Source organism: Paenibacillus xylanilyticus (assembly GCF_047246825.1).
In the GTDB taxonomy this organism is placed as follows: Bacteria; Bacillota; Bacilli; order Paenibacillales; family Paenibacillaceae; genus Paenibacillus; species Paenibacillus xylanilyticus_B.
Genome location: NZ_JBFOLB010000001.1, coordinates 2,894,248 through 2,920,125, shown reverse-complemented (window position 1 = coordinate 2,920,125; position 25,878 = coordinate 2,894,248). Strand labels below are relative to the sequence as shown.

Genomic DNA, 25,878 nt, shown 5'->3' with positions numbered 1-25,878 from the left:
CTTCTTTTATTTTTGTAAGCGCAATCATTAGGATGTGGCGATCTGTTTAAAACAAGATAAGCATCACCTATTCTGTCTCAAGGAGAGTGAAGGTTGATGAATTCGAGAACAACAGTGCGGGTACATAAGGAATCGGTTTCCCGTGTACAAATGAAACGCAGGAAGGCACGCATGCCGCTTGCAGCCAAGGTGCTATCTTCGGCACTCAGTGTCGCTTTGCTTATAGCAGGAACTGCGGGGACAAGCGGAGCCGCCGCTTCAAATGGCAGCAGCGCAGCAGAGGCCAACCTGCAATCACACAAGGGGGGCGGTTCGTTGAAAGGGATTCAGCTCGAATATCTGGATCGAGGTCTGGTGGCAGCATCAACATCTGAAGGTGTTTTCCTAAGCTGGAGACTCCTTGGGGATGAGGCAACAGGTTACAGTGACAAAGGGCTGACAGGAACGAACTTCAATGTATACCGTGACGGCAAAAAGATTGCAACGGTCACAGACAGTACGAATTATGTTGATCCGGCAGGCAAATCGTCTTCCCGCTATGAAGTAGCTGCAGTGAACAATAAAGGAAAAGAAAGCAAACGCAGCAGCTCCGTCAAGCCGTGGGCAAACGGCTACATGGATATTCCGCTGCAAAAACCGGCTGACGGCGTTACGCCTGCGGGAGAAGCCTATACGTACTCCGCAAATGATATGACCGTAGGGGATGTGGACGGTGATGGACAGTATGAATTTTTCGTAAAATGGGACCCTTCCAATGCCAAGGATGTATCTCAAAAGGGCTATACCGGTAAAACGTACGTAGATTGTTACACGCTGGACGGACAGTTGTTGTATCGGATTGATCTCGGGGTCAACATCCGTTCGGGTGCTCATTATACACAGATGCTCGTTTATGATTTTGACGGGGATGGCAAGGCAGAGATGATGTTCAAGACCGCACCAGGTACCAAGATCATTAAATATAACCAAAAAGGCAAAGCGACGTCAGAAAAATTCATTACGCTTCCAAAAGAGGATCGCAAAGCGGGATATTCCAACGAAGATGACTACCGTTTAAGTGCTGAAGGGTACTATAATCACGTGGTAGATATGTTTAAGAACTGGCACAAACATGAAGAGGTCGTAAAAGGAAACTGGCCAGCTACACTGGAGGAAGCCTTTGGCATCGAGAAAAAGTATACTTATCCATTGTCCCAGCAGGATGCCGAGAGTCTGGCGGATTACTTTATTGATGTCTACGCTCCAAGCCGCAGTGACAAGAATGAGCTTCGCAAGTTCGAAGGTTTCATCCTGAATGGTCCTGAGTATGTAACGGTATTTGAAGGAAAATCAGGCAAAGAACTGGAGACGATTCCTTATGAGCCGGAACGGCATGATGACGGTCTGATGTGGGGCGATTATGCAATGGCGCGTATCGAACCGGGTAACCGGGTAGACCGTTTTCTGGCAGGGGTGGCCTATTTGGATGGCAAGAAGCCATCTGCGATCTTTGCACGCGGATACTACACTCGCTCCACCATGGTCGCGTACAACTGGGATGGCAAAAAGCTCAAACGTGAATGGAAAGTGGACAGCGGCTGGACTCCGATGAAAAACCCGTTTAATGACGGACCCCACGGTGTAGATGGCACAGATCCGCAGTACGGCTCCATTACCACTCAGGGTGCGCATTATTTCAGTGTGGCTGATGTTGATGGAGATGGCAAACAGGAGATTATCTACGGTTCAGCAACGATTGACCATGACGGTAGTGTGCTGTACAGCTCAACGGACCTGATGCCAGACGAGAGTGCTGCACCGGGAACCATTGCCCGTCTGGGACATGGAGACGCATTGCATGTCGCGGATATTGATCCGGATCGTCCGGGACTTGAAATCTTCATGGTTCATGAAGGCGGTTCGTGGGCCCCATACGGATATTCCTTGCGGGATGCTAAGACCGGTGAAGTGATCTATGGCGGATACACGGGGAAAGATACCGGACGCGGCATGGTTGGGGATGTAGACCCAACTCGTCGAGGTTTGGAGACTTGGGCCGTAGGATTGTGGACAGCCAGTGGTGAGAAAATAGGCGATAAGGTGCCTGGCACAAATATGAATATTCGCTGGGCAGCAGATATGACCACCCAGATTGTGGACGGTGCCATTGATGTCACACCAACCATCAAGGATTGGAATCGTGGTACGCTGCTCACCGCTGCCGGAACATTAACCAACAATCATACCAAAGGCACGCCTTCTCTTGTGGCTGATATCTTCGGGGACTGGAGGGAAGAGATGCTGGTGAGAACCGAGGACAGCTCGGCAATCCGCATCTATCTGAGTACCGAGAAGACAGACCGGAAGCTGTACACGCTGATGCATGATGCGATGTATCGCGTTGGCATTGCCGGACAGAATAGTGGCTACAACCAACCGTCCTATCCGTCCTTCTACATGGCGTCGGATATCGACTGGTCGAAGGTGACACTGCCCAAGTTCTACACTCCCCAGTCAGGTAAGGGTGGAAAGTGATTAATGGCGATTAACTAGTAATATTTTTGTTATTCGAAGTAGCTCTGGAATACCCTCATGCGTTTTGCATATGAAGGGTTCCAGAGCCTTTTTACATTCGAGTGGGAATTCATCTGATCAGACCATCAGCACCATACGATTCTTTTCAACACCATTACTATTCTTTCTATAAGTTCAAATGATCTGTCGAAGCGAGCGCTTCAATCTTGTAGTTTCCGTTATCATGGATCAGTGTAGTGATGGAACACTCGGGAATAAGACGATTTTGCATGGCTATAAAATGTGAATGCCAGACGTTAAGCTCACGCTCGGTAAAGGTTTGTACCAGAAAATCGGTAATAAGTCCGCCATGTGTAACTAGAATGATGTTGCTGTTTGCCGGCTCGTTATGAGCCAATTCGGTAAGTAGGGAGGCCAGACGCTTACCAGCCTGCTTTGCCGAATCGCCCACGGGTGGGATGTATTCCGGATTAGCCGTACATTGATCCCACATCGCAATGAATTCTTCAAAAGTCTGATCAGGACAATCCCCCCAGTTCGCACGTTCGCGCAGGCGGGAATCCTTGGTGACAAAGGAATCTGTAAGATGGGCAATCTTTTCGGCGGTTTCTACTGCTCTTCGGAGTGGGCTGGACACGATTTTGGTAATAGGAACGGCAGCCTTGGCAAAATGCAGTGCTGTTGCTTCGGCTTGCAAAGCCCCTTCAGTAGTGAGGGAGACATCGCCGATGCGCCTTTCTTTTAAACCATGCCTCACCAGATGAAAAGTGGTACTCATGACATGAAACCTCCTTATGGTATGTGTCTACATCGAAAAACAATTAGATTATAAGCTAATTATATATACATCTAATCGATTAATACAGTATTTTGATCTCTGGTAGTTTTAATACAGCCTACAGAATTGCTACAATGATAAAAAGTGAGGATTGCTGCAGCAATGGAGGTATGGATATGAGCACGAAGCGTTGGACGGGAAGCCTGTTTCAGGAGGAGCTGCGAACGGAGGACTGTGGGCCTCGTTTTTACGCGTACTATTATAAGCAATGGGACAATTACAGCATGGCTTATCACGAACATGATTCGACTGAAATCATGTATATTATTTCGGGGATGTGCAGAGTGGATGTGCTGATGCCGGATGGGAGTTCGGAGCAGGCTGTACTAAAAAAGGGTCAGTTCATTCTTCTGGATGCAGGTGTACCGCATCGATTGCTGGTCGAAGATGGCGTGCCTTGCCGGATGCTCAATGTGGAGTTTGGTTTTGCAGGTTCGGCGCCTGGACAACCTTCCATTCGTCAGCTCGCAAATGAAGAGGAAGAGGTCGATATTTTTCTGACTCATGCCTCGCCGTATCTGGTGCTGCCTGACCCGGAAGAAGTGTATCACATTATGAAGAGTCTGGTGCTCGAACTGGACCAACGTGGTCTAATGGAGCAGGGCAGTTCGGCTATTCCGGTGAGAATCATTCCTCCAGATGAACGGTCACATCATCGCGAAGCCCGGAATCTGAAGTCACCAGAACAGGGGACACTAGTCCGTACATTGTTTATCCAGCTGCTGGTCCGGGTTGCGCGTCTGCGTGGAGAAATGAGCCGGAGTGCGCTGGATCAGACGGAGCTGTATGTAAAACGAACCATTGAATTCATGCATCACAATATGGACCGCAGCATTCAGATGAAGGATATCGCGGCAGCCGTCAATTTGCATCCGGGCTATTTACATCGTATTTTTCGTCAGCACACGGAGCGGACACCTACCGACTATCTTACGATGCTTCGAATGGAGAAGGCCAAGATGCTGCTGCAGCAGACGAATATCCCGATCTCGGAAATTTCCGATTATGTGGGGGTGGGCAGCCGTCAATATTTCCACATGTTATTCAAAAAATATACAAGCCGGACTCCAGTTGAGTATCGGTCCATGATGGAGCGGCATGTCAGCCAGTACCCGCCGGAGGGATGAGTCGATTACATTTATCCTTTGAAGCACGTCAAGACTGGAGCTGGTCGTAAAAGTTAGGATTTCTGACAACCTCAACTTGAACAGGTCATGATTTTGATAACGCTTCCCGAACCCCCGTTGGTACAATGATTTCATGAATTGAGGTCATTAACCGAAGCATATCGTTTCGGATTACGGGAGGGAATGTGAATGTCGTTTAAAGTGGCATTTATCGGGGCAGGAAGTATCGGTTTTACACGGGGATTGCTGCGGGACTTGTTGACGGTACCGGAGTTTAACAACATAGAGATTGCGTTCTGCGATATTAATCAGCACAATCTGGACATGGTGACAGAGCTGTGCCAGCGTGATATTCGTGAGAACGGATTGGATATTCAGATTCAGCCTACCACAGACCGGAAAGAGGCGCTTAAGGACGCGAAGTATGTACTGTGTACGATTCGTGTCGGGGGGCTGGAAGCATTCGCAACGGATGTGGACATTCCCCTCAAATATGGAGTGGATCAATGTGTCGGCGATACGTTGTGTGCAGGGGGCATTATGTATGGACAGCGCGGCATTGCCGAAATGCTGGACATTTGTAAAGATATTCGCGAACAGAGTGCACCGGACGTGCTGCTGCTAAATTACTCCAACCCGATGGCCATGTTGACATGGGCTTGCAATAAGTATGGGGGCGTACGTACCATCGGATTGTGTCACGGTGTACAGCATGGACACCACCAGATTGCGGAAGCTTTTGGACTGAAAAAGAGCGAAGTGGATATTATCTGTGCCGGCATTAACCATCAGACTTGGTATATTCAGGCTTCTCATCAGGGGAAAGACCTTACGGGAGATTTGCTTGAAGCCTTTGAAAAACATCCGGAATACAGCCGTACCGAGAAAGTGCGGATCGACATGCTGCGCCGCTTCGGGTACTACAGCACGGAATCGAACGGTCACCTGAGTGAATATGTACCTTGGTACCGGAAGCGTCCGGAAGAGATCAAGGACTGGATTGATCTGGGCAACTGGATTAATGGCGAGACGGGTGGATATCTGCGGGTATGTACAGAGGGAAGAAACTGGTTTGAGACCGATTTCCCGAACTGGATGAAGGATGAACCCATGAGATTCATTCCGGATAAACGAGGCGAGGAGCACGGTTCCTACATTATAGAAGGGCTCGAGACAGGACGCGTATATCGCGGACACTTCAATACCATTAATAACGGTGTGATCTCCAATCTGCCGGATGATGCGATTATTGAAGCACCGGGATATGTGGACCGCAACGGCATTTCAATGCCGCATGTCGGCGATCTGCCACTTGGCCCGGCTGCGGTGTGTAATGTAAGTATTTCTGTACAACGGCTTGCCGTTGAAGCGGCAGTGAACGGAGACGACAAGCTGCTTCGTCAAGCATTCATGATGGACCCGCTCGTGGGTGCCGTTTGTAATCCAAAAGAAATTTGGCAAATGGTCGACGAGATGCTGGTTGCACAGGCACAGTGGCTGCCGCAATATGGTGAAGCGATTGCTGCCGCAGAAGCAAGACTCGCTGCCGGTAATCTCATTCCTACCAAGGAATATGAAGGTGCAGCACGTCTCAAAGTGAAAACGGTGGAAGAAATGCAGCAGGATCGCGATGCCGCCAACAAAAATGCGGGTGAATCGGATAAAGGGAAAGACCGTGAGAAAGTGCAGCAATAGCTGTAATTTTAGTATGGTCAGAAGATAAGTTGAACGTGAACCATGCAGGGCCCACTCCAATGAGTTGGAGGGGCCTTGTTTTATTATTTTTTCTCCACGAGACGAACGACAAAGGCAAATGAAGTATCCCCTAAGGAAACCTGAGGTTCACAAATTGTTGACAATTAAGGCGCATCAAATATAAGGAAACGGACAAGATACTCGACTCTTCTCCCATGCTATGTTATTATAAGTCTCTGATAACGTGGTAACGAACTAAAGCGTTTGGGTTTTGGTTACAGACATGGAGGGGTACGAGAGATGAGAAAAAAAGCGATATTACTATTATTTATCAGCATATGCATGATCGTGGTAGCTGGTTGTTCCAGCTCGGGAAGCAAGGACGACAACACCATTATTGTGGGGATTGATGATAAATTCGCTCCAATGGGTTTCCGGGATGAACAAAATGAAATTGTAGGCTTTGATATTGATTACGCCAGAGCCGCAGCGGAGAAGATGGGTAAAGAAGTCACATTTCAGCCGATCGACTGGTCTTCCAAAGAATCAGAGCTGAACAGCGGCCGGATCGACATGATCTGGAATGGTTATACGATTACGGACGAGCGCAAGGAGAAAGTGCTGTTCACGAAGCCATATCTGGAAAACAGTCAGGTAGCGATTACTTTGGCAGATTCCCCAATTACGAAGCTGGATGAGCTGGATGGCAAAAATGTGGGATTGCAGGCACTGTCCTCAGCGGCAGATGCGCTGGCAGCGAGTCCCCTGAAGGATAAAGTGAATGCTTCCGAATTCAAGGATAACGTGCTTGCACTGACGGATCTGAAGACGAAGCGCCTGGATGCGGTTATCATCGATGAAGTGGTTGCGAGATATTACATGTCCAAGGAAGAGGGGACATTCAAATTGCTGGATGAATCCCTGGCACCGGAACAATATGGTATTGGAATCAAAAAAGGAAATGAAGAGTTGCTCGATCAGCTGCAAAAAGCACTGGATGAGCTGAATACAGACGGAACGGCTGCCGAGATCTCAACCAAGTGGCTGGGCGAAGAAAAAGTGTTGAAATAGACAGGTTAGCGCCTGACATACGATTGGAAACAAATATGACCCCGTATTCCTTGTTGGAGCAGTGATTCCAAAGGAGTGCGGGGTTAACAGATTAGAGGAGACAAAAATCATGAGTTGGGATTATATTTCTACTATTTTGAAGCCTATGCTTGAGGGAGCGCAGACGACCATTTTTCTGTTTTTGGTCGCGATAGTGCTGTCTGTACCGCTTGGTTTTGCTGTTACGCTGGTCATGAGGAGCCGATTCAAACCGCTCGCGTGGCTTGCACATACGTACGTCTATGTTATGCGGGGAACACCGTTGTTGCTGCAGATCCTGTTTTTCTGCTTTGGTCTTCCACTGCTTCCGGTGATTGGTGAGTATCTGGTATTTGACCGGCTCGTTGCCGCTGCCATTGCTTTTATTCTGAACTACGCGGCGTACTTTGCCGAAATCTTCAGAGGTGGTTTGCTCTCCATAGACAAAGGGCAGCATGAAGCTGCACAGGTTCTTGGTTTAACGAAATGGCAAACGATGACCAAAGTCATCATTCCACAGATGATTCGGGTGGTATTGCCTGCAACGGCGAATGAGTCCATAACTTTAATCAAGGATACGGCTCTGTTATATGCGGTGGCGGTTCCTGAATTGCTTTACTACGCCCAAGCCGCGGTGAATCGGGATTTGCAGCTGGTCCCTTTTTTCGTCGCAGCGATCATGTACCTGTTGATGACATTGGTGCTCACACTGCTGTTCAAGGCATTGGAGAAGCGGTTTTCATTTGAATAAATTAAATCTGATCAATTAAAGGACTGTCTGCATATGACACATATTATAGAAGTAAATCAGTTAAGAAAATCTTTTGGATCACTCGATGTACTGAAGCAGGTATCCTTCAATGTGGCGCCGGGTGAAGTCATTGCTGTGATCGGCCCGTCAGGCTCAGGCAAAAGCACGATGCTGCGCAGTCTCATTCATCTGGAGGATATCTCCGGTGGAACGATTCGTATTCAGGATCAGACGCTGGCCGACAATGGCCGTTATGCCGGAGCTGCGGAAATTCGCAAGATCACGGATCGTATGGGCATGGTGTTTCAGCATTTTAATCTGTTCCCGCATCTGACCGTACGGGCGAATCTGGAACTGGCACCGAAGACGTTGAAAAAAGAAAGCTCAAGCCTCATCCGGCAGCGGAGTCAGGAATTGCTCGGCAAGGTGGGACTGTCCGACAAGGCGGATGCCTATCCGGCGAATCTGTCGGGCGGGCAGAAACAGCGTGTGGCTATTGCCCGCGCATTGATGATGCAGCCAGACATTCTGCTGTTCGATGAGCCAACATCAGCACTCGATCCTGAGTTAACCGGGGAAGTACTGCGCGTCATTAAGCAGCTGGCGCAGGAGAATATGACGATGATGATCGTCACGCATGAGATGAGTTTTGCCCGTGATGTTGCGGATCGGGTTTTCTTCATGGATAACGGCGAAATCGCTGAGGAGGGCCCGCCAGGACAGATTTTTGGCAATCCAAAGTTGGATCGCACACGGACCTTTCTTCAGCGGGTTGAAGTAGATTCTTAAATGCAAATAGAATGAAAAAAGTGGTGTTCCATTAAACATGGAGCACCACTTTTTTTTGGATCAAGTTCATTGCTACTTTCAGCTAAGTGACGTGCTGACAAGAGTTCAAGAGGAGGACTTCTTATTAGTGGGAGTAAAATTAAAGATTATATAATCACGAATTTATTAATACATATATTTATTTTTAGAAACGACATTATTCCCCTTACTTCGACAATGTAATCCCCTTAATATGGGTGTAGCGTAGTATTCGAATCCAGAATCGCTATGCAGCTTAGCATTGTGAAAGGAGGTTAATATATCCGTTCATAAAGTAACAAGATTGCTTCCATCTAACAATGGATGGGGGAAAGAGAGAGGATTTATTTTTTTATCTAAAATATGAAAGCGCTTCACAACCTCAATTGATACAGAAATTATTATTAATGCTATATAATCACGCCACTATGAAGGGAGTTCGATCCGATCATGCAGCGTATGTACAAGTTATGGAACAAGCTTGGCGCAATGATGCTCGTATTTGTGCTTATGGCTGTCAGCGTAGGCAGTGGAAATGCATTAGGGGCAGCAAGTTCATCGACAACTTCGAATACAACCCGGGTGTCCGTACATGACCCGTCCATTTATTATGATTCGTCCACGAACAAGTATTACATTTACGGCTCGCATCTGGCTCAGGCCAGCAGCACGGATCTCCGAAACTGGTCTTACGAGGGAACGCAGGGGTATGCCAACAGTACCTTATATGCACCCTCTACCTTTGAAGGCTACTATTACATCAAAAATAAAAACAGCAACCTATACCTGGATGTCACCGATGGCTCTTCTGCTGATGGGACAGGCATTCGGCAGTGGTCCTATAACGGGTCTGACGCGCAGAAGTTCAGAATTATGCACTACGGGAACGGGGACTATTACCTGCTGACCGGAAATTCGACCTACAAGAGCGCTATCGACGTCAATGGCGGATCGGCTGCCGACGGTGCTCTCATTGAGCAGTGGGCGTATTGGGGTGGTACCATGCAGTTGTTCCGGATTCAGCAAAATGCGGATGGCTCGGTTGCTTTCCTGACCAAGGCTTCCGGATATACCAGTGCGCTGGATGTGGCGGACGGAAGCACCACTGCCGGTGCCAATGTACAGCAATGGAACTACTGGGGCGGAGAGATGCAGAAATGGGAGCTGGTCAAAGCAGGCGGAACCGGCAATGCATCCCGAAGCTCGGGTGCTGCCTTGACATCCGCTCTGGCTGTATCCTATGCCTGGGCCGGATATAACGATCAGGACAGCTCCGGTGGTCACGCGTTATGGGCTCCGGCATCGCCGATCTACAATGCTTCATATACATGGGCGGACGGCTCCAAGGGTGCTTACATGTTGTATTACTCCACCTCTTCCACCTATATTCGCTCAGCCATCGGTTTTGGTGTGTCCAAGTCTGTTAAGGGACCTTACGAGTACATCGATACCATTATCTATTCGGGATTCACAAGCGGAAGCAATCCGATCACGACCACGTCATCTCTTGGAACAAAAACCGTGAACACATGGTACCAGAATACCAATATTCCCGAGCTGATTGACAAAGGAACGTTGTCAGGCACGCGAAGCGGCTGGTTCCTGAGCAATGGCGGATTTAATAATACACTGTTTCCCAACGCCATCGATCCTACCTTGACCTACGACAGTTCCGGCAAACTGTGGATGAGTTACGGATCCTGGTCAGGAGGAATCTATATTCTTCAAATTAATCCGGACACGGGCCAGCCGATCTATCCGGGATCGGACAGCGGCAATACGGACCGTTACTTTGGTAAACGCATCGCGGGAGGTTATGGGAAAACGGGAGAAGCTCCCTATATCGTGTATGACAGGGATGCAGGTTATTACTACCTGTATGTAACGTACGGTGGGCTGGCCAATGAGGGCGGTTATCATATCCGCGTGTATCGTTCCACCACGATTGACGGAACATATACGGATGCTGCTGGCAATCAGGCCGTATATGCCTCTGCTTCGGTTGATCAGTCAAGTCGCGGCGTGAAGCTGTTCGGCAACTATGCGCTGTCGGGTATACCGCTTGGTTACAAATCGGGAGGACACAACTCCGCATTTGTCGATACTGATGGCGCAAGGTATCTGATCTATCATACCCGTTTCAATAACGGAACCGAGTATCATGAGGTTCGTGCGCATCAGCAATTCCTGAATGCCGACAAATGGCCGGTGACAGCCGTGTACGAATTTTTGGGAAGCAGCATCTCTTCCACGGGTTATAGCGCAAGCGACATGACGGGAACGTACCAGTTCGTAAACATGGGGCTGGATGCATTCATTAGCGGCGTAGGCATGCTTCCGACCCAGAGCGTCACGCTGAATGCAAACGGAACGATATCCGGTGCGGTAACCGGTACATGGTCGAATACTTCCGGTACGTATTACTGCACGATGGTCATTAACGGTGTGACGTACAAAGGTATATTCTTTAAACAGAAGAATGAGTTGTCCAGCCATAACGAAGTGATGACATTCTCGCTGATCGGTTCCAATAATCAATCGATCTGGGGTTCCAAATAGAAACACCCGATTACATTAATCCCCTCATAGTAGACGGTGAATAAGAGGTCATGTTCCCATGAACTCAACACTGGAAACTAGAGGGGGTTTTTTGATTATTTATTACAATCCTAACCTAAAAAAAACACAAGTGAACGAAAAAACAGTCCATTGTTGACCTTCCACAGGAACGCTAAGATGAAATTGTTAAAGCGTTTACATTATATATCGAAGGGAGCCCAACTCGGATGCCAGAGATTACGATCAGATTGTATGAAGGCAGGACGGATGAGCAAAAGCAGGAGATCGTCGAGGTGTTCACGCGCGAGCTCTCGCGTATTATCGACCGCGAGCCGGAGTATATTTCCGTGTCATTCAACGAGATCCCATGGGACGAGAATGTTCCTGACAATTTGAGAAGCATGCATTCACAGAAACAGGGAGGGGAAAAGACGTGAAGCCCGCGGACATCGTGCCGTCCAGCCAAGGTTCAACCGGACTTCACAGGTCATCCGGCATCAGCGCACGAATCGGTGATGCCGGGCGTTACCTCTGGCGGTACCGGATCCTTTATCTGCTCTCGGTACCGGGGATCCTTTATTTTTTTATCTTCAAATACGTGCCACTGTTCGGATCGTTCATTGCTTTTCAGAACTATAACATTTTCAAAGGCATAACGGGAAGTGATTGGGTAGGACTGGAGCACTTTCAGAAGATGTTTAGTCATTATGACTTTTTGAGGATTCTTAATAACACACTTCTGCTTGGATTATATGATCTTGTGATTGCGTTTCCTGTCCCCATCATACTGGCCATTCTGCTCAACGAAGTACGGATGATCATGTTCAAGCGAACACTTCAAACCATCGTCTATATGCCACACTTTTTATCCTGGGTCGTCATCAGTGGCATTTTTATGGGCATTTTCTCCATGGATGCAGGTGTGGTAAACAAAGCGCTCGAATTCCTGGGTTTTCAGCCGATCTACTTCCTTGGCGAGGATTCATATATTCGATCCATTCTGATTGGTTCGGGAATCTGGCGGGATTCAGGGTATGGCACGATTATTTTTCTGGCTGCCATTGCTGGCATCAATCCCGATCTTTATGAGGCTGCAGAGGTGGATGGAGCTGGGCGCTTGAAACAAATTTGGTCGATTACGCTGCCTTCATTGCTGCCAACGATCATGATTCTGCTGCTGCTGCACATCGGGAAGTTTCTGGACCTGGGCTTTGAGCGTGTGTTCGTATTTCTTAATCCGCTCAATCTGGAATCCGGTGAAATTCTGGATACGTATATCTACAAGGCTGGCCTTCTATCACAGCAGTACAGCTACACAACGGCCATCGGGTTGTTCAAGTCTGTCGTCGGATTGGCGCTGATCTTAATTGGTAATTTCATTAGCAAAAAAACAACTGGCGAAAGCCTGTATTAGGAGGCGAGATCTATGCGTACCCCCAGTGTTCGCTACCGTATTTTCCGCATTGGAAACCTCGTTTTTCTTACACTGCTTTCGTTAACGATGATCCTGCCATTTATTAATGTGCTAGCCCAATCACTCAGCAGTTCGGAAGCGATCATGGGAGGCGAGGTTAGCTTCTGGCCTGTTGCATTTACCTGGATCAACTATGAATATGTCTTCGGGGATGCTTCATTCTGGCGGGCTTTCGCGGTATCGGTTGGCGTTACACTGTTGGGTACGCTGGTCAACCTCGCCGCAACAGCCTCACTGGCTTATCCGGTCTCGCGCCCGGAGTATAAGGGACGTTCCGTGGTTGTTATGTTCGTCCTTGTAACGGTTGTGTTCTCAGCACCATTAATTCCAAACTTTATTCTGATGAAGGAGCTCCATCTCGTCAACAATCCACTGGTTCTTATCGTGCCGGGAGCCATCAATGCCTTTAACTTCTTCGTGATGCGCTCGTTCTTCGCCCAACTGCCTGGTGAACTGATTGACGCTGCGCGTATTGATGGATGTGGGGAGTTCGGCATTATCTGGCGCATTGTCATTCCGTTATCCAAACCGGCTATGGCATCACTCGGCATCTTCTATGCAGTCGGCCACTGGAATGCGTATTCCACTGCACTGTATTATCTGAATGATCCGGCCTGGTGGCCGATTCAGGTGACGCTCAAGAAGCTGTTTGAGAGTGACGATATATCCGTTGATCCGGGTTCCGCCGTCTACAGCACCCTTGCGCATACTTCTCCGGAAGGCATCAAAATGGCGACCATTATTATCGCTACCTTGCCGATTATCATCATTTACCCTTTTCTACAGCGCCATTTTGTAAAAGGAATCATGGTCGGTTCCGTCAAATCTTAAGTACGAGAAGCACACAGATCTGACGGAACGGAGGATGGCGATGTTCAGAATCTTGATTACGGATGATGAGCCGATGATACGGATGGGCCTGGCAAAAATGATCAAGCAAGCAGGATTGTTTGACTGCGAGATTCGGCAGGCTGCGCATGGGGAGGAAGCCCTTCAGGTGGTAGAGGCATTTCAGCCGCACATCCTGTTTACAGATATCCGGATGCCAACGATGGATGGCATCGAGCTGTGCAGACGATTGTCTGAGCAAGGCCGTTCAATGCGTATTATCGTTGTCTCAGGCTATTCGGACTTCGAATATGCCAGAGCATGTATGGATTATGGTGTGAAGCGGTATTTGCTGAAGCCTGTTGGCCGGCAGGAGCTCCATGAGCTTCTTCTTAAATTGCGGGCAACAGAGGAGGAGAAGCCGAACTTATCCCTTGTACCCGTTAGAGAACTGAATGATTGGGCGATGCGTCTGGAAAGTGCAATATGGGAGCTCAGACTGCCGGATGTGAAGGAACTGTTGGAAGCTTGGTCCAGGCGGTATCCGGCGTTTTCCCTGATGCCTGAACAGACTGCAGAGCTTTTTCAGGAAATGCTGGAACTAATCGTTGCCCGAATGAATGCACGTGGTAATGGAACGTTGAATTTGCCTCACGACATATTTGTAAGCGTTTCCCACAATAAATATTTTGAATCCTTGGCCTATGCTATCGAAATGCTGATGAGCAGGATCAAGGAACGGCGGAGCGGTAAAAGGAAGCATCCCGTAGAAGAAGCGAAAGCTTATTTGGAGGAAAACTTGCGCCGCGAAGTATCGCTTGAAGAGATTGCGGCCAAGCTTGGCCTTAATCCGTCCTATTTCAGCCAATTGTTCAAACAGACCACAGGTCAGACCTTTATTCAGTATCGTATTCGCAGCAAAATGGAGCTGGCCAAGCGGATGCTCGAACAGCCGGGTAACCGGATTACGGATATCTCTTACGAAGTGGGGTATGCGGATCATCCCCATTTTACGAAGACGTTCAAGAAAATTACCGGACTGACACCGTCCGAGTACCGCAGCCGACTGGGCATTGAATGATGATGAAACGAAGCCTGTCGATCCGCCTTTTCTTTCATTTTGCAGTAGTCATAACACTTTCCCTCTCAGCCATTGGCTTGTTTACCTACACCTATGCCTCCACCGAAATGAATGACCAGCTTGCTGGAAACATTGCACAGACGATGCGCAATACGGCATACCAGACAGACCTGTATTTGCAAAACTATGACCGGGCGACCTACTCCATTCTCTCAAATGGGAGCGTCAAGCATTTTCTGGACATGAAGCCGGAGGATAGTTATGCCTACTACGAGTACAGCCGTCAAATTAAAAGAAACGTGTTCCCCCCTGTTTTTATGTTATACCCGCAAATCAAGTTCCTGTATGTTATCGGGGAAAATGGGCGTGTTGTCATTGACGACAACCAGAATTCCACAGGCATTCCGGATGTGGATGCTGATCTTCAATATAAGGAGCTGCTGGCATTGACGCCAGCAAATGGCGATTCAATATTGCTTACCCGCAGTATTCGAAGTGAACAGAGTACCAACGTGATTACGATTGCACGCCGGATCAGGGGGTTATCTTCCTATACACCTAGTGGTGTACTGGCGATGGAGATTAACGTGCTTGATCTCGACAAGATCTGGGGCGAACTCGATCTTGGTCAGGGCGGATATCAGTATGTGATGGACCAGAACGGTACCGTCATATACACACCAGGGGAGGCAGAAGCGAAGGCAGCCATGCCATCCGGTATCGTAAGCAAGCTTATGGATATGTCTGCCGGATCGCTGGAATGGAATACAAATGACACAACAAGATTGTTGATCTCTGAGCTCTCTGCCTATTCGGGCTGGCGCTTTGTCGCTTCCGTACCCTTGGCAGAGCTTCAGCGACCGATTGCGACGATTCGTTCAGCTACGCTATGGGTCGGGGCAGGGACTTTGCTTGCAGCACTTGTGGTGGCTTATCGGATTGGAGCATCACAAGTGGAGCCGATTCGTGTGCTGATGAACGGAATGAGACAGACCGAGAAGGGAATCTGGAACAAAGTGGAGATGAAGGAAAGGCGTGATGAAATCGGTGTGCTGATCCGCAGCTATAATCTGATGGTCAGCCGCTTGTCGGACATGATTGAGCGTGTGTACGAGTCTGAACTGCGCCGGCAAAAATCGGAGATTGAGCTTCAGCAGGAGGCGCTGGAACGGCACCGTGCCGAATTTCAGGCACTTCAGCTGCAGATCAATCCACATTTTCTGTATAACACGCTGGAGACGATCAAATGTTATGCCGTCGTCCAGGATTCGGAAGAAATTACGCAGATGGTGGAATCCATGGCCCATATGCTCCGTTATTCCATTCAGACGAATCTGGAAGAAATTACGGTAGCAAATGAACTGAAGCATGTACTGGCCTACCTTTCGATCATGAAGCATCGCATGGACCGGGAACTCGAAGTTGAGGTGGTCATTGCCCCGGATCTGCTGCTGGAGAAAATGGTCCGACTCACACTTCAGCCGCTTGTGGAAAATGTAATTCAACATGCCTTTCCGCAGGGCATGAAACCTGGTCACTTCATCCGCATTGATGCAAGGCGAGTGGAAGGACGTTTTCTCGTCATGATCCAGGATAACGGCAAGGGGATAAGTGAGGGACGACTGGAGAAGCTGCGTTACCGTCTTGAACTGAACCGCCTTGCAGGCGAGGATCAAAATGACGTGTACCATCGTGGAGGTATCGGACTAATGAATGTCCACCGACGTATACAACTGGTGTTTGGAGAAACATATGGATTGATGATCGAGAGTATGGAAGGTGTCGGAACGATCATTACGATGGCGCTTCCGGCGGATCAGCATAGCAAGCGAATCTAGCTCGAATTAAGAGAGGAAGATGATACATGAATATCAATTTGCAGAACAAAATTGCACTGGTGACAGGTTCAAGTGGAGGCATTGGCGCAGCGATTGCCGGGGGATTGGCCCGTTGCGGGGCCAAGGTTGCGGTGAACGGACTGAATAATATGGAACGTGCTGAGGAGGTAGTGGCCGCCATTCGTGCTGCAGGCGGGGAAGCAGCAGCGTTCCGGGCGGACGTGACAGATACGGAAGCCATTGAGGCTATGATCGGTGACATCACTTACCGCTTCGGGGGTCCGGTCGAGCTATTAGTCAATAATGCGGGCCATCTGGTGCAGCGAAGTCCGATTGAAACCATGAGTGAGGAGCTATACAGCCGTATTATGGACGTCAATCTGAAGAGCGCGGTATTTGTCTCCAAAGCGGTCATTCCAGGCATGAAAGCGATCGGAAGCGGCCGGATTATCAATCTGACTTCGGTAGCAGCCCATAACGGTGGGGGCCCGGGTGCGGCGATGTATGCAGCATCCAAGGCGGCAATCATTGCACTCACGAAAGGTCTTGCCAAGGAAATGGCGCCTGCTGGTGTCACGGTTAATGCCCTGTCACCGGGCTTCATTGGCCAAACGGCGTTCCATGCGACGTTCACTTCGGAAGAAGGACGATCATCAACCATAAGCAGCATACCGCTCGGACGGGAAGGCAACCCGGATGATGTGGCTGGAGCAGCATTGTACCTCTGTTCCGAGCTGGGCTCCTTCATCACCGGAGAAACGATTGAGATCAATGGCGGAATGTTCATGCGTTAATACCACATCCATCAGTAAAGAGGAGTGAACTTATCCATGGAAGTTAAACGGATGCCTGCAGAAAGACCGTTGTATCAACCGATGAGTGGACCGTTCCATGTGGATTATGCACCTGACGAACAATCCATGCTCCGAGAGAATCCACCGAGGTTTACCTGGATGGCGGCACAGCAGGAGGATGAGAATGCGTATATGCTGCAGGTATCGACCGTGCCTACATTTCAGGAAGAGGAAACGATGACATTTGCACCGCTTCCCTATAATTTTTTTACGCCGAATCGGGTATTTGTACCAGGAGAGTATTACTGGCGTTATGCATTGATTCTGGATCGCTCTGTACTGCAGGAAGTGGCCGTAGAATCGGATGCGATGAAGGATGAAACTCGGGAAAGAACGTCGTGGAGTGAGGTACGTCAATTCACCGTGCCAGCCGGATTACCCGAGACACCGATCCCGGACCGCGTTCAGCGCTATGCCTCCACGAATATTGCCCATCCTCGGCTATGGCTTGATGAGAGCAAATTGAATGAACTATCAGAAAGCGTTGCATCCGATCCAACTTATTGCAGCTGGAATGTATTTCTTTCCGATTCAGTAGAGCCCTGGGTCACCCGCGAACTGATCAGCGAACCAACGCCTTACCCGGAGAACAAGCGAGTTGCCTCACTATGGAGGCAAATGTATATCGATTGTCAGGAAGTGTTGTATGCCATTCGGCACCTCAGTGTTGCGGGACGTGTGCTTGGTGACAGAAGGCTGTTGGATGCGGGGAAAACCTGGCTGCTGCATGTCGCGGGTTGGGATCCGGAAGGTACAACATCACGCGATTATAACGACGAGGCTGCCTTTCGGGTCGCCGTAGGTCTGGCCTGGGGCTACGACTGGCTGTATGACGAGTTGAACAGTGAGGAGCGCGATGTGGTGAGACGCAGCTTGCTTCGCAGGACAGAGCAGGTGGCACAGCATGTGATGGTTCGCTCCAAGATTCATCACGTCCCTTACGATAGCCACGCCGTGCGTTCATTGTCTTCGGTGCTTGTACCCTGCTGTATTGCCTTGCTGCATGAAGAACAGCAGGCTGCTGATTGGCTGGATTATGCGGTTGACTACTACGCCTGCCTATACTCGCCGTGGGGAGGAAGTGATGGCGGGTGGGCAGAAGGACCGATGTATTGGACAACAGGCATGGCTTATGTAACCGATGCCATGAATTTGTTACGAAGCTACACAGGCATCGACTTCTTCCGCCGGCCATTCTTTCAGCGTACGGGTGATTTCCCGCTTTACGTGTATCCGCCGGATGTCCGGCGGGCCAGCTTTGGAGATCAGTCTACCTTGGGTGACCCGGTAAACTTGAAGACCGGTTATCTTGTTCGCCAGTTTGCAGGTGTAACAGGGAACCGCTGGTACCAGTGGTATTTTGAAAATGTACGCCGCATGGACCCTGGGACAGAGGGGGCGTTCTATAACTACGGTTGGTGGGATTTTCGTTTTGACGATCTGGTATACCGACATAATTATCCTCGGGTACAGGAAGAAGCGCCTGTAGACATCGAGCCGGTTAAGTGGTTTCGTGATGTAGGATGGGTAGCCATGCACCACCGGATGGATGATCCGGAAGAGCATATCATGCTCCTGCTCAAGTCGAGCCGGTATGGCTCGATCAGCCATAGCCATGCGGATCAAAATAGCTTCACACTGCATGCGTTCGGTGAGCCGCTTGCGGCAGATACCGGCTATTATATCGCCCACGGCAGTTCCTTTCACCGGGAATGGCGCAGGCAGACACGCTCCAAAAATAACATCCTGATTGGTGGAACCGGGCAATATGCCGAGAACAACAAAGTGCTGAACATGGCGGCAACCGGAAAGATCGAAGAAGCCTACTGGCGAAACGGCGATGGCTATGTACGTGCGGCAGCAACTGATGCTTATGCTAACACTGTACCGCATGTACGGCGGGTTGTGCGAGAAATTCATTTTCTTCAATCGTCATACTTCGTTATAGTCGACCACATTGATCTGGAGAAGCCGGACAGCGTCCAATGGCTGTTCCACGCACTGCATCCGTTGCAGCTGAAAGGACAAAATTTTAGATTGAACGGAAGCAAGGCAGGGCTAGAGGGGACGTTTGTCTACACGTCGTCCGGCGAGATGTCACTCAGCCAGACGGACCAATTCGCAGGTGTGGACCCTGCGGAGTACGAAGGCCTGCCGAGACATTATCACCTAAGTGCGGAAACGCGGCCTGCTTCAAGTCACAGGATCGTGACGCTGCTTGTGCCGTATCGGCTCGAGGAGCCTAAATATGTTCCTTATTTCATCGATGATCAGGATCACGGTATCCATCTCTATTTTACGGATAACGGTGTAACCAAGAAGATTGAGGTATCCAAGGCATACTAGTATTGAACCTAAAGAAAACGCAATTCGATCTAAAACATCCCCATTGTTGCAGAAGGTGGGGATGTTTTAACATCGATATTGTGAAAGCGCTTTACTGCATGGTGGTACCTAAAACGGGATGAAAAGAGGGGTAGCATGAAAAAGTGGATGGCCTCAGGCATGGCCTTGTTGTTGGCGGCAAGCGTCATGGCAGGATGCAGCAAAGGAAGCGGGACGGTATCCGGTGAAAATGGTGGAGACGGCAAAACCAGTTTCTCTATATCTTTACGTACGTTGGCTTACACCTATGTGGAGAAGTCGCCAGACATTAACCAGGACAAATGGGTGAAAAAGCTGGAGGATATGACCGATACGGATCTGAAGATTGTCCTGGTGCCTCATAAGGAATACGAGCAGAAAATGGTCCAAATGTTTGCGACCAACGATATTCCTGATGTTGTGCAGGGCGACGGTGGCATCAACGGCAAGGAGATGGCAGGCTCTGTTGAAGCCGGGGTATTTCAGCCGCTGGATGATCTGCTCAAGCAGTATGGTCCAGACTTGCTTAAGGCCGTGCCTCAGGAAGCCTGGGATCAGGTAACCCATGACGGCCATATTTATGCCATCCCTGAATACCTATCCAACCCTTCCCGCCGGGCTACCTGGATTCGCAAAGATCTGCTGGACCAAACCGGCCTGCCCGTGCCGACTACGGTAGAGGAAACCTTGGAGGTTCTGCGCGCTTTCAAGAAGCTGGGTGTGGAAAATCCCTATATGGGGCGTGAAGATTTCAAATATGCCGATACCTTTTTTGGAGCCTATGACGTGCAGCAGTTCCTATCGATGATGGAGCAGCAGGGCGATCAGATCGTACCTAAATTTATGGATAACGAGAATATGCAGAAGGCGCTGACCGTGTACAAGACCATGTATGACGAAGGACTGATAAACAAAGAGTTTGCAACCATCAATTCAACGGTATTCAAAAATACGATCCTTTCCGGTAAGGCTGGCATGTGGTCCATGAACGCGAACGAGCTCATTCAGTGGGAGAAGCAGATCAAAGCTTCGGTTCCGGATGCAGAAGTCGAGATTATCCCTTCACCTGTTGGTCCGGACGGCAAGGGTGGTTACTACTTGTACGGACCGGTGACACGTGCCTATTTCATTAATAAGGATGCCGCCGATCCGGCTTCCATCATTCGTTTTTTTAACTGGATGGTATCGGATGAAGCAGAGAAGTTCTTCACGTACGGAACAGAAGGTGAGACATACACGGAGGATAATGGGGTGATTTCGTACAATGCTCCAACTGATTCGGCCGGGGTGGATGAGGAACGTTATCGTCAGTCGTTTCTATGGTTCGTACAGGATACGACGTACAACAAAGGCTCCCTATCATTGACCGAGGAAGGCAAGAAGCTGATGAACATTTACGATACCGTTTTGGCAAAAGAGGGCAGGGATGGCATCACCTTTGATCCGCGTTTGGAAGCCTTTGTACAGAATCCGGATATCGCACCCAATTCGGATACGCCTCCTCAGGTACTGCTGACCCATATGATCAAGATGGTTTACGGCAAAGAACCGATCTCCGACTGGCCAAAAGTGATCGAGGAATGGAAATCCAAAGGCGGCGATCAGGCCATTCAGGAAGCCACGGAGAAATTCAAGAATGGCGAAGGGGTGTCCTTACCGCGTCGTTAGGCTTGCAGGATGGATGGAAGCAGTGCAGGGAGTCAGGTGAATATGGAGGGGATATAAGTGATTGACTTGTTCAAAACGTGGAAGAAGTGGGTTGTACTTGTTGCCATGTCTGTCTTGCTCATAAACAGTACCGTCGTTCCTGTGCATGAAGCTCATGCAGCCATGGACACGATTCCTCATCATGCCTTAAACGCCACGCTGGAAGGAGATATCCCGGATCCGGAGGGCCCTGAACTGGAAATTTATGCGGAAAACTTCGATGATCCGGATAACTTCGGATCGACTGGCGGAATTGCCCTGAGGTCTCCATGGCTTCAGGAAGGAGAAGGAGGAAGCAAAGCCAAAACGTCCTCCTCGACTACCGCGCCATCGCTACCCAACATGATCAAGATCGATGGAACCGATGATCTCGCACTGCCGCTCGATCTGACCGGATATGGTAATATCCGGCTGAGCTACTACACACGTGCTTCATCCTATATAAGTGGAAGTGTCATTATCGAGTGGTCGAAGGATGGGGGGACTTCCTGGACGACGCTGGAGACGTTTGAACTCCCGCCAGGTACTCCGGACCTGAAAAACAAAGAAGGAAATACGCTGAAAAGCTGGTTGCTGGGTTCGGAAGCGAACAATAACAGTACCGTCAAAATTCGATTTCGGACGGGAGACGTCATGCAGGCCAACATGTACATCGACAATGTCGCCATTTATGGTCAGGCGATTCCTGGCATAACTCCTCCTTCTTCCCCTGTGCCGCCGGGGGAAGAGAATACGGAATTTACGCCTCCACAGGGGGTGAGCCTCTATGAAGATGTAGAGATCGGTACGGCTGGCAGTCGGGCCATATATTCCTCCATTGCCGTACCAGAGACAGCTGCATCCGAACCGATGCCGGTCATGGTCTATATTCATGGAGGTGGCTGGAATCATGGAGACCGAAAGCAAGCACTGAACTCCATATGCAATTATGTACTCAAGCGCGGTTACATCGGCGTGTCTCTGGACTACCGACTTACGCCTGAGGCGCCTTTTCCTGCCCAGATTCAGGATGTGAAGCTTGCCATCCGCTATTTGCGGGCCCATGCAGCTGAGTACAATCTCGACCCGAGTCGAATCGGAGTCTGGGGCTCATCGGCAGGCGGTCACTTGGCTGCATTGCTTGGAACCACAGGGGATATGGTTGCCGGCGAGACGGTAGAGCTGGATACGGGCGCAACGGTAGAGGTGCCTGATCTCGAAGGTTCAGGCGGATGGCCGGAGTATTCGGACAAAGTGCAGGCAGTAGCCGACTGGTACGGGCCTGCTGATTTTACGACTGCATTTGCCAATAACTACAGCTCCGTCACAGCTCTTCTAGGCGGACATCGTGCATTGGATGTCCCTGAGCAGGCCAGATTGGCTATGCCGGGCACCTATGCGTCACCGGATGATCCGCCAATCTGGATAAGGCACGGCGATGCCGATGCCACCATTCCCTATACGGACAGCATTACTTTTGCGGGCCAGCTTCAATCCGCGGGTGTACCGATTGTGGATCTGAAAATCGTACCCGGTCAAGGGCATGGATTTACAGGGGCGGCTTCCGAGACTGCCAATGCGGAGGCATGGGCATTCCTGGATGATCATGTGAAAAACAGAGTCGTGACAGAGCCAATTATATTTAAAAGCAATCGGGAAGACACGCCGTCTGAGGAGGAAGAAGGATCGACATGGATGGAGAAGGTGATCTCCAACAAGCTGCCAAGCGACGATGCAGCGATCGACAGTGGCAAGCCGGATCAGAATTTCAATCAGGCTACGGGCTCCAGTACCGGATTGCTCAGCATTTCCTCCACGTCGTCGACCCCAAAATATGCATATTTCAAGTATGACATGACTGGCAATGAAAGCGAAGGAGATCGGTACCGACTGCGAATTGCTGCCAAGAAAGGCACGTCGAATACGGACACGGTGTTGTCTCTATACGGCTTGGATGCAACGGAGTGGAGCGAAACTTCCGTGACCTGGAAGAATGCCCCCGTCAAGAGTCTGAGCGAGAGTGCACTTCTTGGCGCATTCGAGGTCACGGCGGATCGCGGCGGAAGCCCGGCAGTCTATGAAGTTGACGTGACCGATTATGTGAAGAATCGTCCGGATGCAGGGCAGGTGGCTTTTTTGCTTGCCGATGCCGGAGCGACAGGTGTCTCCGTCAACGTGTACACCAAGGAAGCCAACGGAACGAGCAATCCTAGACCCCAGCTAGCGGTCATTGCTTTAACCGAGGAAGGCGACTCGACTGAGCCTGAATGGGAGCCGGATGCGATGCTGGAGCTTCGCAACTGGGGAACGGATTTTGCCGATCTGCGTTGGCCTGCAGCAAGCGATGATACGGCTGTAGCTGCATACCGGATCTATCAGGGAGGAACGTTGTTGGCCGAACAGGCGAACCGGTCATTCAGGGCCAACGGGCTTGCAGCAGGAGCATCGTATACCTTTCAAGTGAGGGCAATTGACCAGGCTGGTAACGTTAGCTCTGCCCTAACAACCGATATAACCACCTTAACTGTTCCTGTGTCAGCGCTGCCTGTTCTTTCAGTTGGCGCAAGCGGCAGCGATGGTAATCTGGCAACCAACACCATTGATAATAACAGCTATACACGCTGGTCAGCTGCTGGAGAAGGACCGTGGATCTCGTATGATCTGGGCGAGGAACAGCAAGTCGGTTATGTGGGCATCGGATTTTATAAAGGTGATGTACGGAAGACTTTTTTTGAGATTGAAACGTCAGTTGACGGAGAGCAGTGGGCACAAGTGTTCAGCGGAGAAAGCAGTGGGGATACAACGGAAATGCAGGCGTTCAATATCCCGGACACTTCCGCACGTTATGTGCGGATTACCGGGCATGGTAATTCCGATTCAAGCATCTATACGAGTTTAACCGACGTCCATCTGTATGCACCTTTTGCAGGCGAAGGCACGCCTGTTGCCCTGATTCCATACGTCGTGCCAGAGCCGCCTGAAGGGACGGTGGCATTCAGTGCTCCAGGTTTAACAGAGACGGACGGAACGCCACATGCTGTTCATTCTCCGAATGTCGTAACCGGACGTACCATTGATGTGCGGGATTACGGAGCAGATCCTGCGGACAATGCAAGCGATGATCGCCCAGCTATACAGGCCGCCATTGATGATGCAAACGTTGGGGATGAGGTGTTTTTGCCCGACGGTGTGTACAATTTGTTATCGGGACCGGATGCAATGACGAATCTAATGCTTAAGACGGGGGTTAACCTGAGAGGCCAGAGCAGCCAAGGGACTGTGCTCAAGACATCGCTGGATCAGGTGACGGGCAGCACCGTCCTGAAAGCATCGGCTGAGAATAATATCCTCGTAACCAACCTGACGGTTACTTCATCCTGGTCCGGCAGCTACACGACCGATCACAAATCCAATAATCCCTCCGCAGGGGGGCCCGATAGCATGATTCACATCGCTAACCATGGGGAGACACCATCCTACAACATTACCATAGACGGCGTGATTGTGGAGAAATTCAAACGCATGGCGATCCGTATTGAGCACAGCCGTGATGTGGTTGTGAGGCATGCAACATTCCGCAATGCAACCGATCTTGGGCCTGGAGGTTCAGGTTACGGCATTTCCATTCAGGGGACGGCCAAGACAGACCGGCTTGGCTTTGAAAATGATACGTTGTGGAATGTGGTGGAGGATAGTACATTTGAGGGCCCTTATCTCAGACATGGAGCACTGATTCAGTTTGTGGCCCACAACAACGTACTGCGTAACAACACATTTATCGGAACGAAGCTGGATGCCATCGATCTCCATGGTGAACTGGAGTATTTGAATGAAATTTCCGGCAACGTGATTACGGATGTACTGGCAGGCGCCGGGATTGGACTCGGCAATACTGGAGGTTCAGCACCAAGTAACCACAGCAAATCCGGCAAAGGAAATTATATTCATGACAATACGATCCAAAACAGCCAAATCGGCATTTCGGTAATTATGGGCACGCCAGATACGTTAATCGAGAACAATATTATTGAAAACACATCCACAGTTGCGGATGCAATAGGAATTAAAGTGCTGAACGGACCTGGCACAGTGATCCGTGGCAATGTGATCCGCAATAATATTGCCAGTAGCTATTGGGGAGTACGGCTTGATTACGACAACGGAGATGCCGGAGCGGGCAATATCGGCCAAGGGAATCCCGAGAACGTGAAGATAGAGAATAACCAAATCGAAGGTAATACGAACGGGATCGGTCTCTTTGCGGGGGTTGGCATTTTGCTGAAAGGCAACATGCTCAACAATGTAACCGAGGATTATTACCAGGCGCCGGGAGTGACCGTAACCGAGCTGTAACGTTTGAAAAAGTAGCCCAG

Annotated in this window: 17 protein-coding genes; 16 read left to right on the top strand and 1 reads right to left on the bottom strand. The window is 49.7% G+C overall.

Going from position 1 to position 25,878, the window contains the following annotated elements:
- Positions 1-171: 171 nt before the first annotated feature.
- Positions 172-2,514, top strand: coding sequence for a rhamnogalacturonan lyase (locus tag AB3N00_RS13050; RefSeq protein ID WP_413035272.1), 2,343 nt, complete (start codon positions 172-174; stop codon positions 2,512-2,514).
- A gap of 166 nt (positions 2,515-2,680) precedes the next feature.
- Here the strand turns inward: AB3N00_RS13050 and AB3N00_RS13045 are convergent, their stop codons facing one another.
- Positions 2,681-3,292, bottom strand: coding sequence for a histidine phosphatase family protein (locus tag AB3N00_RS13045; RefSeq protein WP_413034893.1), 612 nt, complete (start codon positions 3,290-3,292; stop codon positions 2,681-2,683).
- A 176-nt stretch (positions 3,293-3,468) separates the two neighbouring features.
- On the opposite strand from AB3N00_RS13045, the gene AB3N00_RS13040 reads away from it, so the two are divergent.
- The 15 genes from AB3N00_RS13040 to AB3N00_RS12970 all read left to right on the top strand — a co-directional run bounded on the left by AB3N00_RS13040 (position 3,469) and on the right by AB3N00_RS12970 (position 25,858).
- Positions 3,469-4,479 carry an AraC family transcriptional regulator gene (locus tag AB3N00_RS13040; protein ID WP_413034892.1) on the top strand — a complete coding sequence of 337 codons (1,011 nt, stop codon included), beginning with the start codon at positions 3,469-3,471 and terminating at the stop codon, positions 4,477-4,479.
- 189 nt (positions 4,480-4,668) lie between these two features.
- On the top strand, positions 4,669-6,174 hold the full coding sequence (locus AB3N00_RS13035; protein WP_413034891.1) for an alpha-glucosidase/alpha-galactosidase: 1,506 nt from the start codon (positions 4,669-4,671) through the stop codon (positions 6,172-6,174).
- 300 nt (positions 6,175-6,474) lie between these two features.
- On the top strand, positions 6,475-7,245 hold the full coding sequence (locus AB3N00_RS13030) for an amino acid ABC transporter substrate-binding protein (RefSeq protein WP_413034890.1): 771 nt from the start codon (positions 6,475-6,477) through the stop codon (positions 7,243-7,245).
- A 109-nt stretch (positions 7,246-7,354) separates the two neighbouring features.
- On the top strand, positions 7,355-8,014 hold the full coding sequence (locus tag AB3N00_RS13025) for an amino acid ABC transporter permease (protein ID WP_413034889.1): 660 nt from the start codon (positions 7,355-7,357) through the stop codon (positions 8,012-8,014).
- Positions 8,015-8,047: 33 nt separating this feature from the next.
- A complete protein-coding gene (locus AB3N00_RS13020; RefSeq protein ID WP_413034888.1) occupies positions 8,048-8,803 on the top strand; it encodes an amino acid ABC transporter ATP-binding protein in 756 nt (251 codons plus the stop codon).
- Positions 8,804-9,271: 468 nt separating this feature from the next.
- Entirely contained in the window at positions 9,272-11,380 is a 2,109-nt protein-coding gene (locus tag AB3N00_RS13015) for an RICIN domain-containing protein (RefSeq protein WP_413034887.1), read from the top strand.
- 227 nt (positions 11,381-11,607) lie between these two features.
- A complete protein-coding gene (locus AB3N00_RS13010; RefSeq protein WP_413034886.1) occupies positions 11,608-11,817 on the top strand; it encodes a tautomerase family protein in 210 nt (69 codons plus the stop codon).
- A 59-nt stretch (positions 11,818-11,876) separates the two neighbouring features.
- Positions 11,877-12,794 (top strand): ABC transporter permease, encoded by a 918-nt coding sequence (locus AB3N00_RS13005; protein ID WP_413035271.1) that lies wholly within the window; start codon positions 11,877-11,879, stop codon positions 12,792-12,794.
- A 12-nt stretch (positions 12,795-12,806) separates the two neighbouring features.
- Positions 12,807-13,685, top strand: coding sequence for a carbohydrate ABC transporter permease (locus tag AB3N00_RS13000; RefSeq protein ID WP_413034885.1), 879 nt, complete (start codon positions 12,807-12,809; stop codon positions 13,683-13,685).
- Between the two features lie 40 nt (positions 13,686-13,725).
- Positions 13,726-14,763: a response regulator transcription factor gene (locus tag AB3N00_RS12995; RefSeq protein ID WP_413034884.1), complete on the top strand. Its 1,038-nt coding sequence runs from the start codon at positions 13,726-13,728 to the stop codon at positions 14,761-14,763.
- Positions 14,760-16,601, top strand: coding sequence for a histidine kinase (locus AB3N00_RS12990; RefSeq protein WP_413034883.1), 1,842 nt, complete (start codon positions 14,760-14,762; stop codon positions 16,599-16,601). The genes AB3N00_RS12995 and AB3N00_RS12990 overlap by 4 nt, the downstream gene beginning before the upstream one ends.
- A gap of 26 nt (positions 16,602-16,627) precedes the next feature.
- Entirely contained in the window at positions 16,628-17,395 is a 768-nt protein-coding gene (locus tag AB3N00_RS12985; protein ID WP_413034882.1) for a glucose 1-dehydrogenase, read from the top strand.
- A gap of 36 nt (positions 17,396-17,431) precedes the next feature.
- Entirely contained in the window at positions 17,432-19,801 is a 2,370-nt protein-coding gene (locus AB3N00_RS12980) for a DUF4962 domain-containing protein (RefSeq protein WP_413034881.1), read from the top strand.
- 135 nt (positions 19,802-19,936) lie between these two features.
- Complete coding sequence (locus AB3N00_RS12975) at positions 19,937-21,487, top strand: extracellular solute-binding protein (RefSeq protein WP_413034880.1); 1,551 nt, start codon at positions 19,937-19,939, stop codon at positions 21,485-21,487.
- A 57-nt stretch (positions 21,488-21,544) separates the two neighbouring features.
- The gene (locus tag AB3N00_RS12970) at positions 21,545-25,858 is read left to right on the top strand and encodes an alpha/beta hydrolase fold domain-containing protein (protein ID WP_413034879.1); all 4,314 of its coding nucleotides are present in this window, start codon (positions 21,545-21,547) and stop codon (positions 25,856-25,858) included.
- The last annotated feature ends 20 nt before the right edge of the window (positions 25,859-25,878 follow it).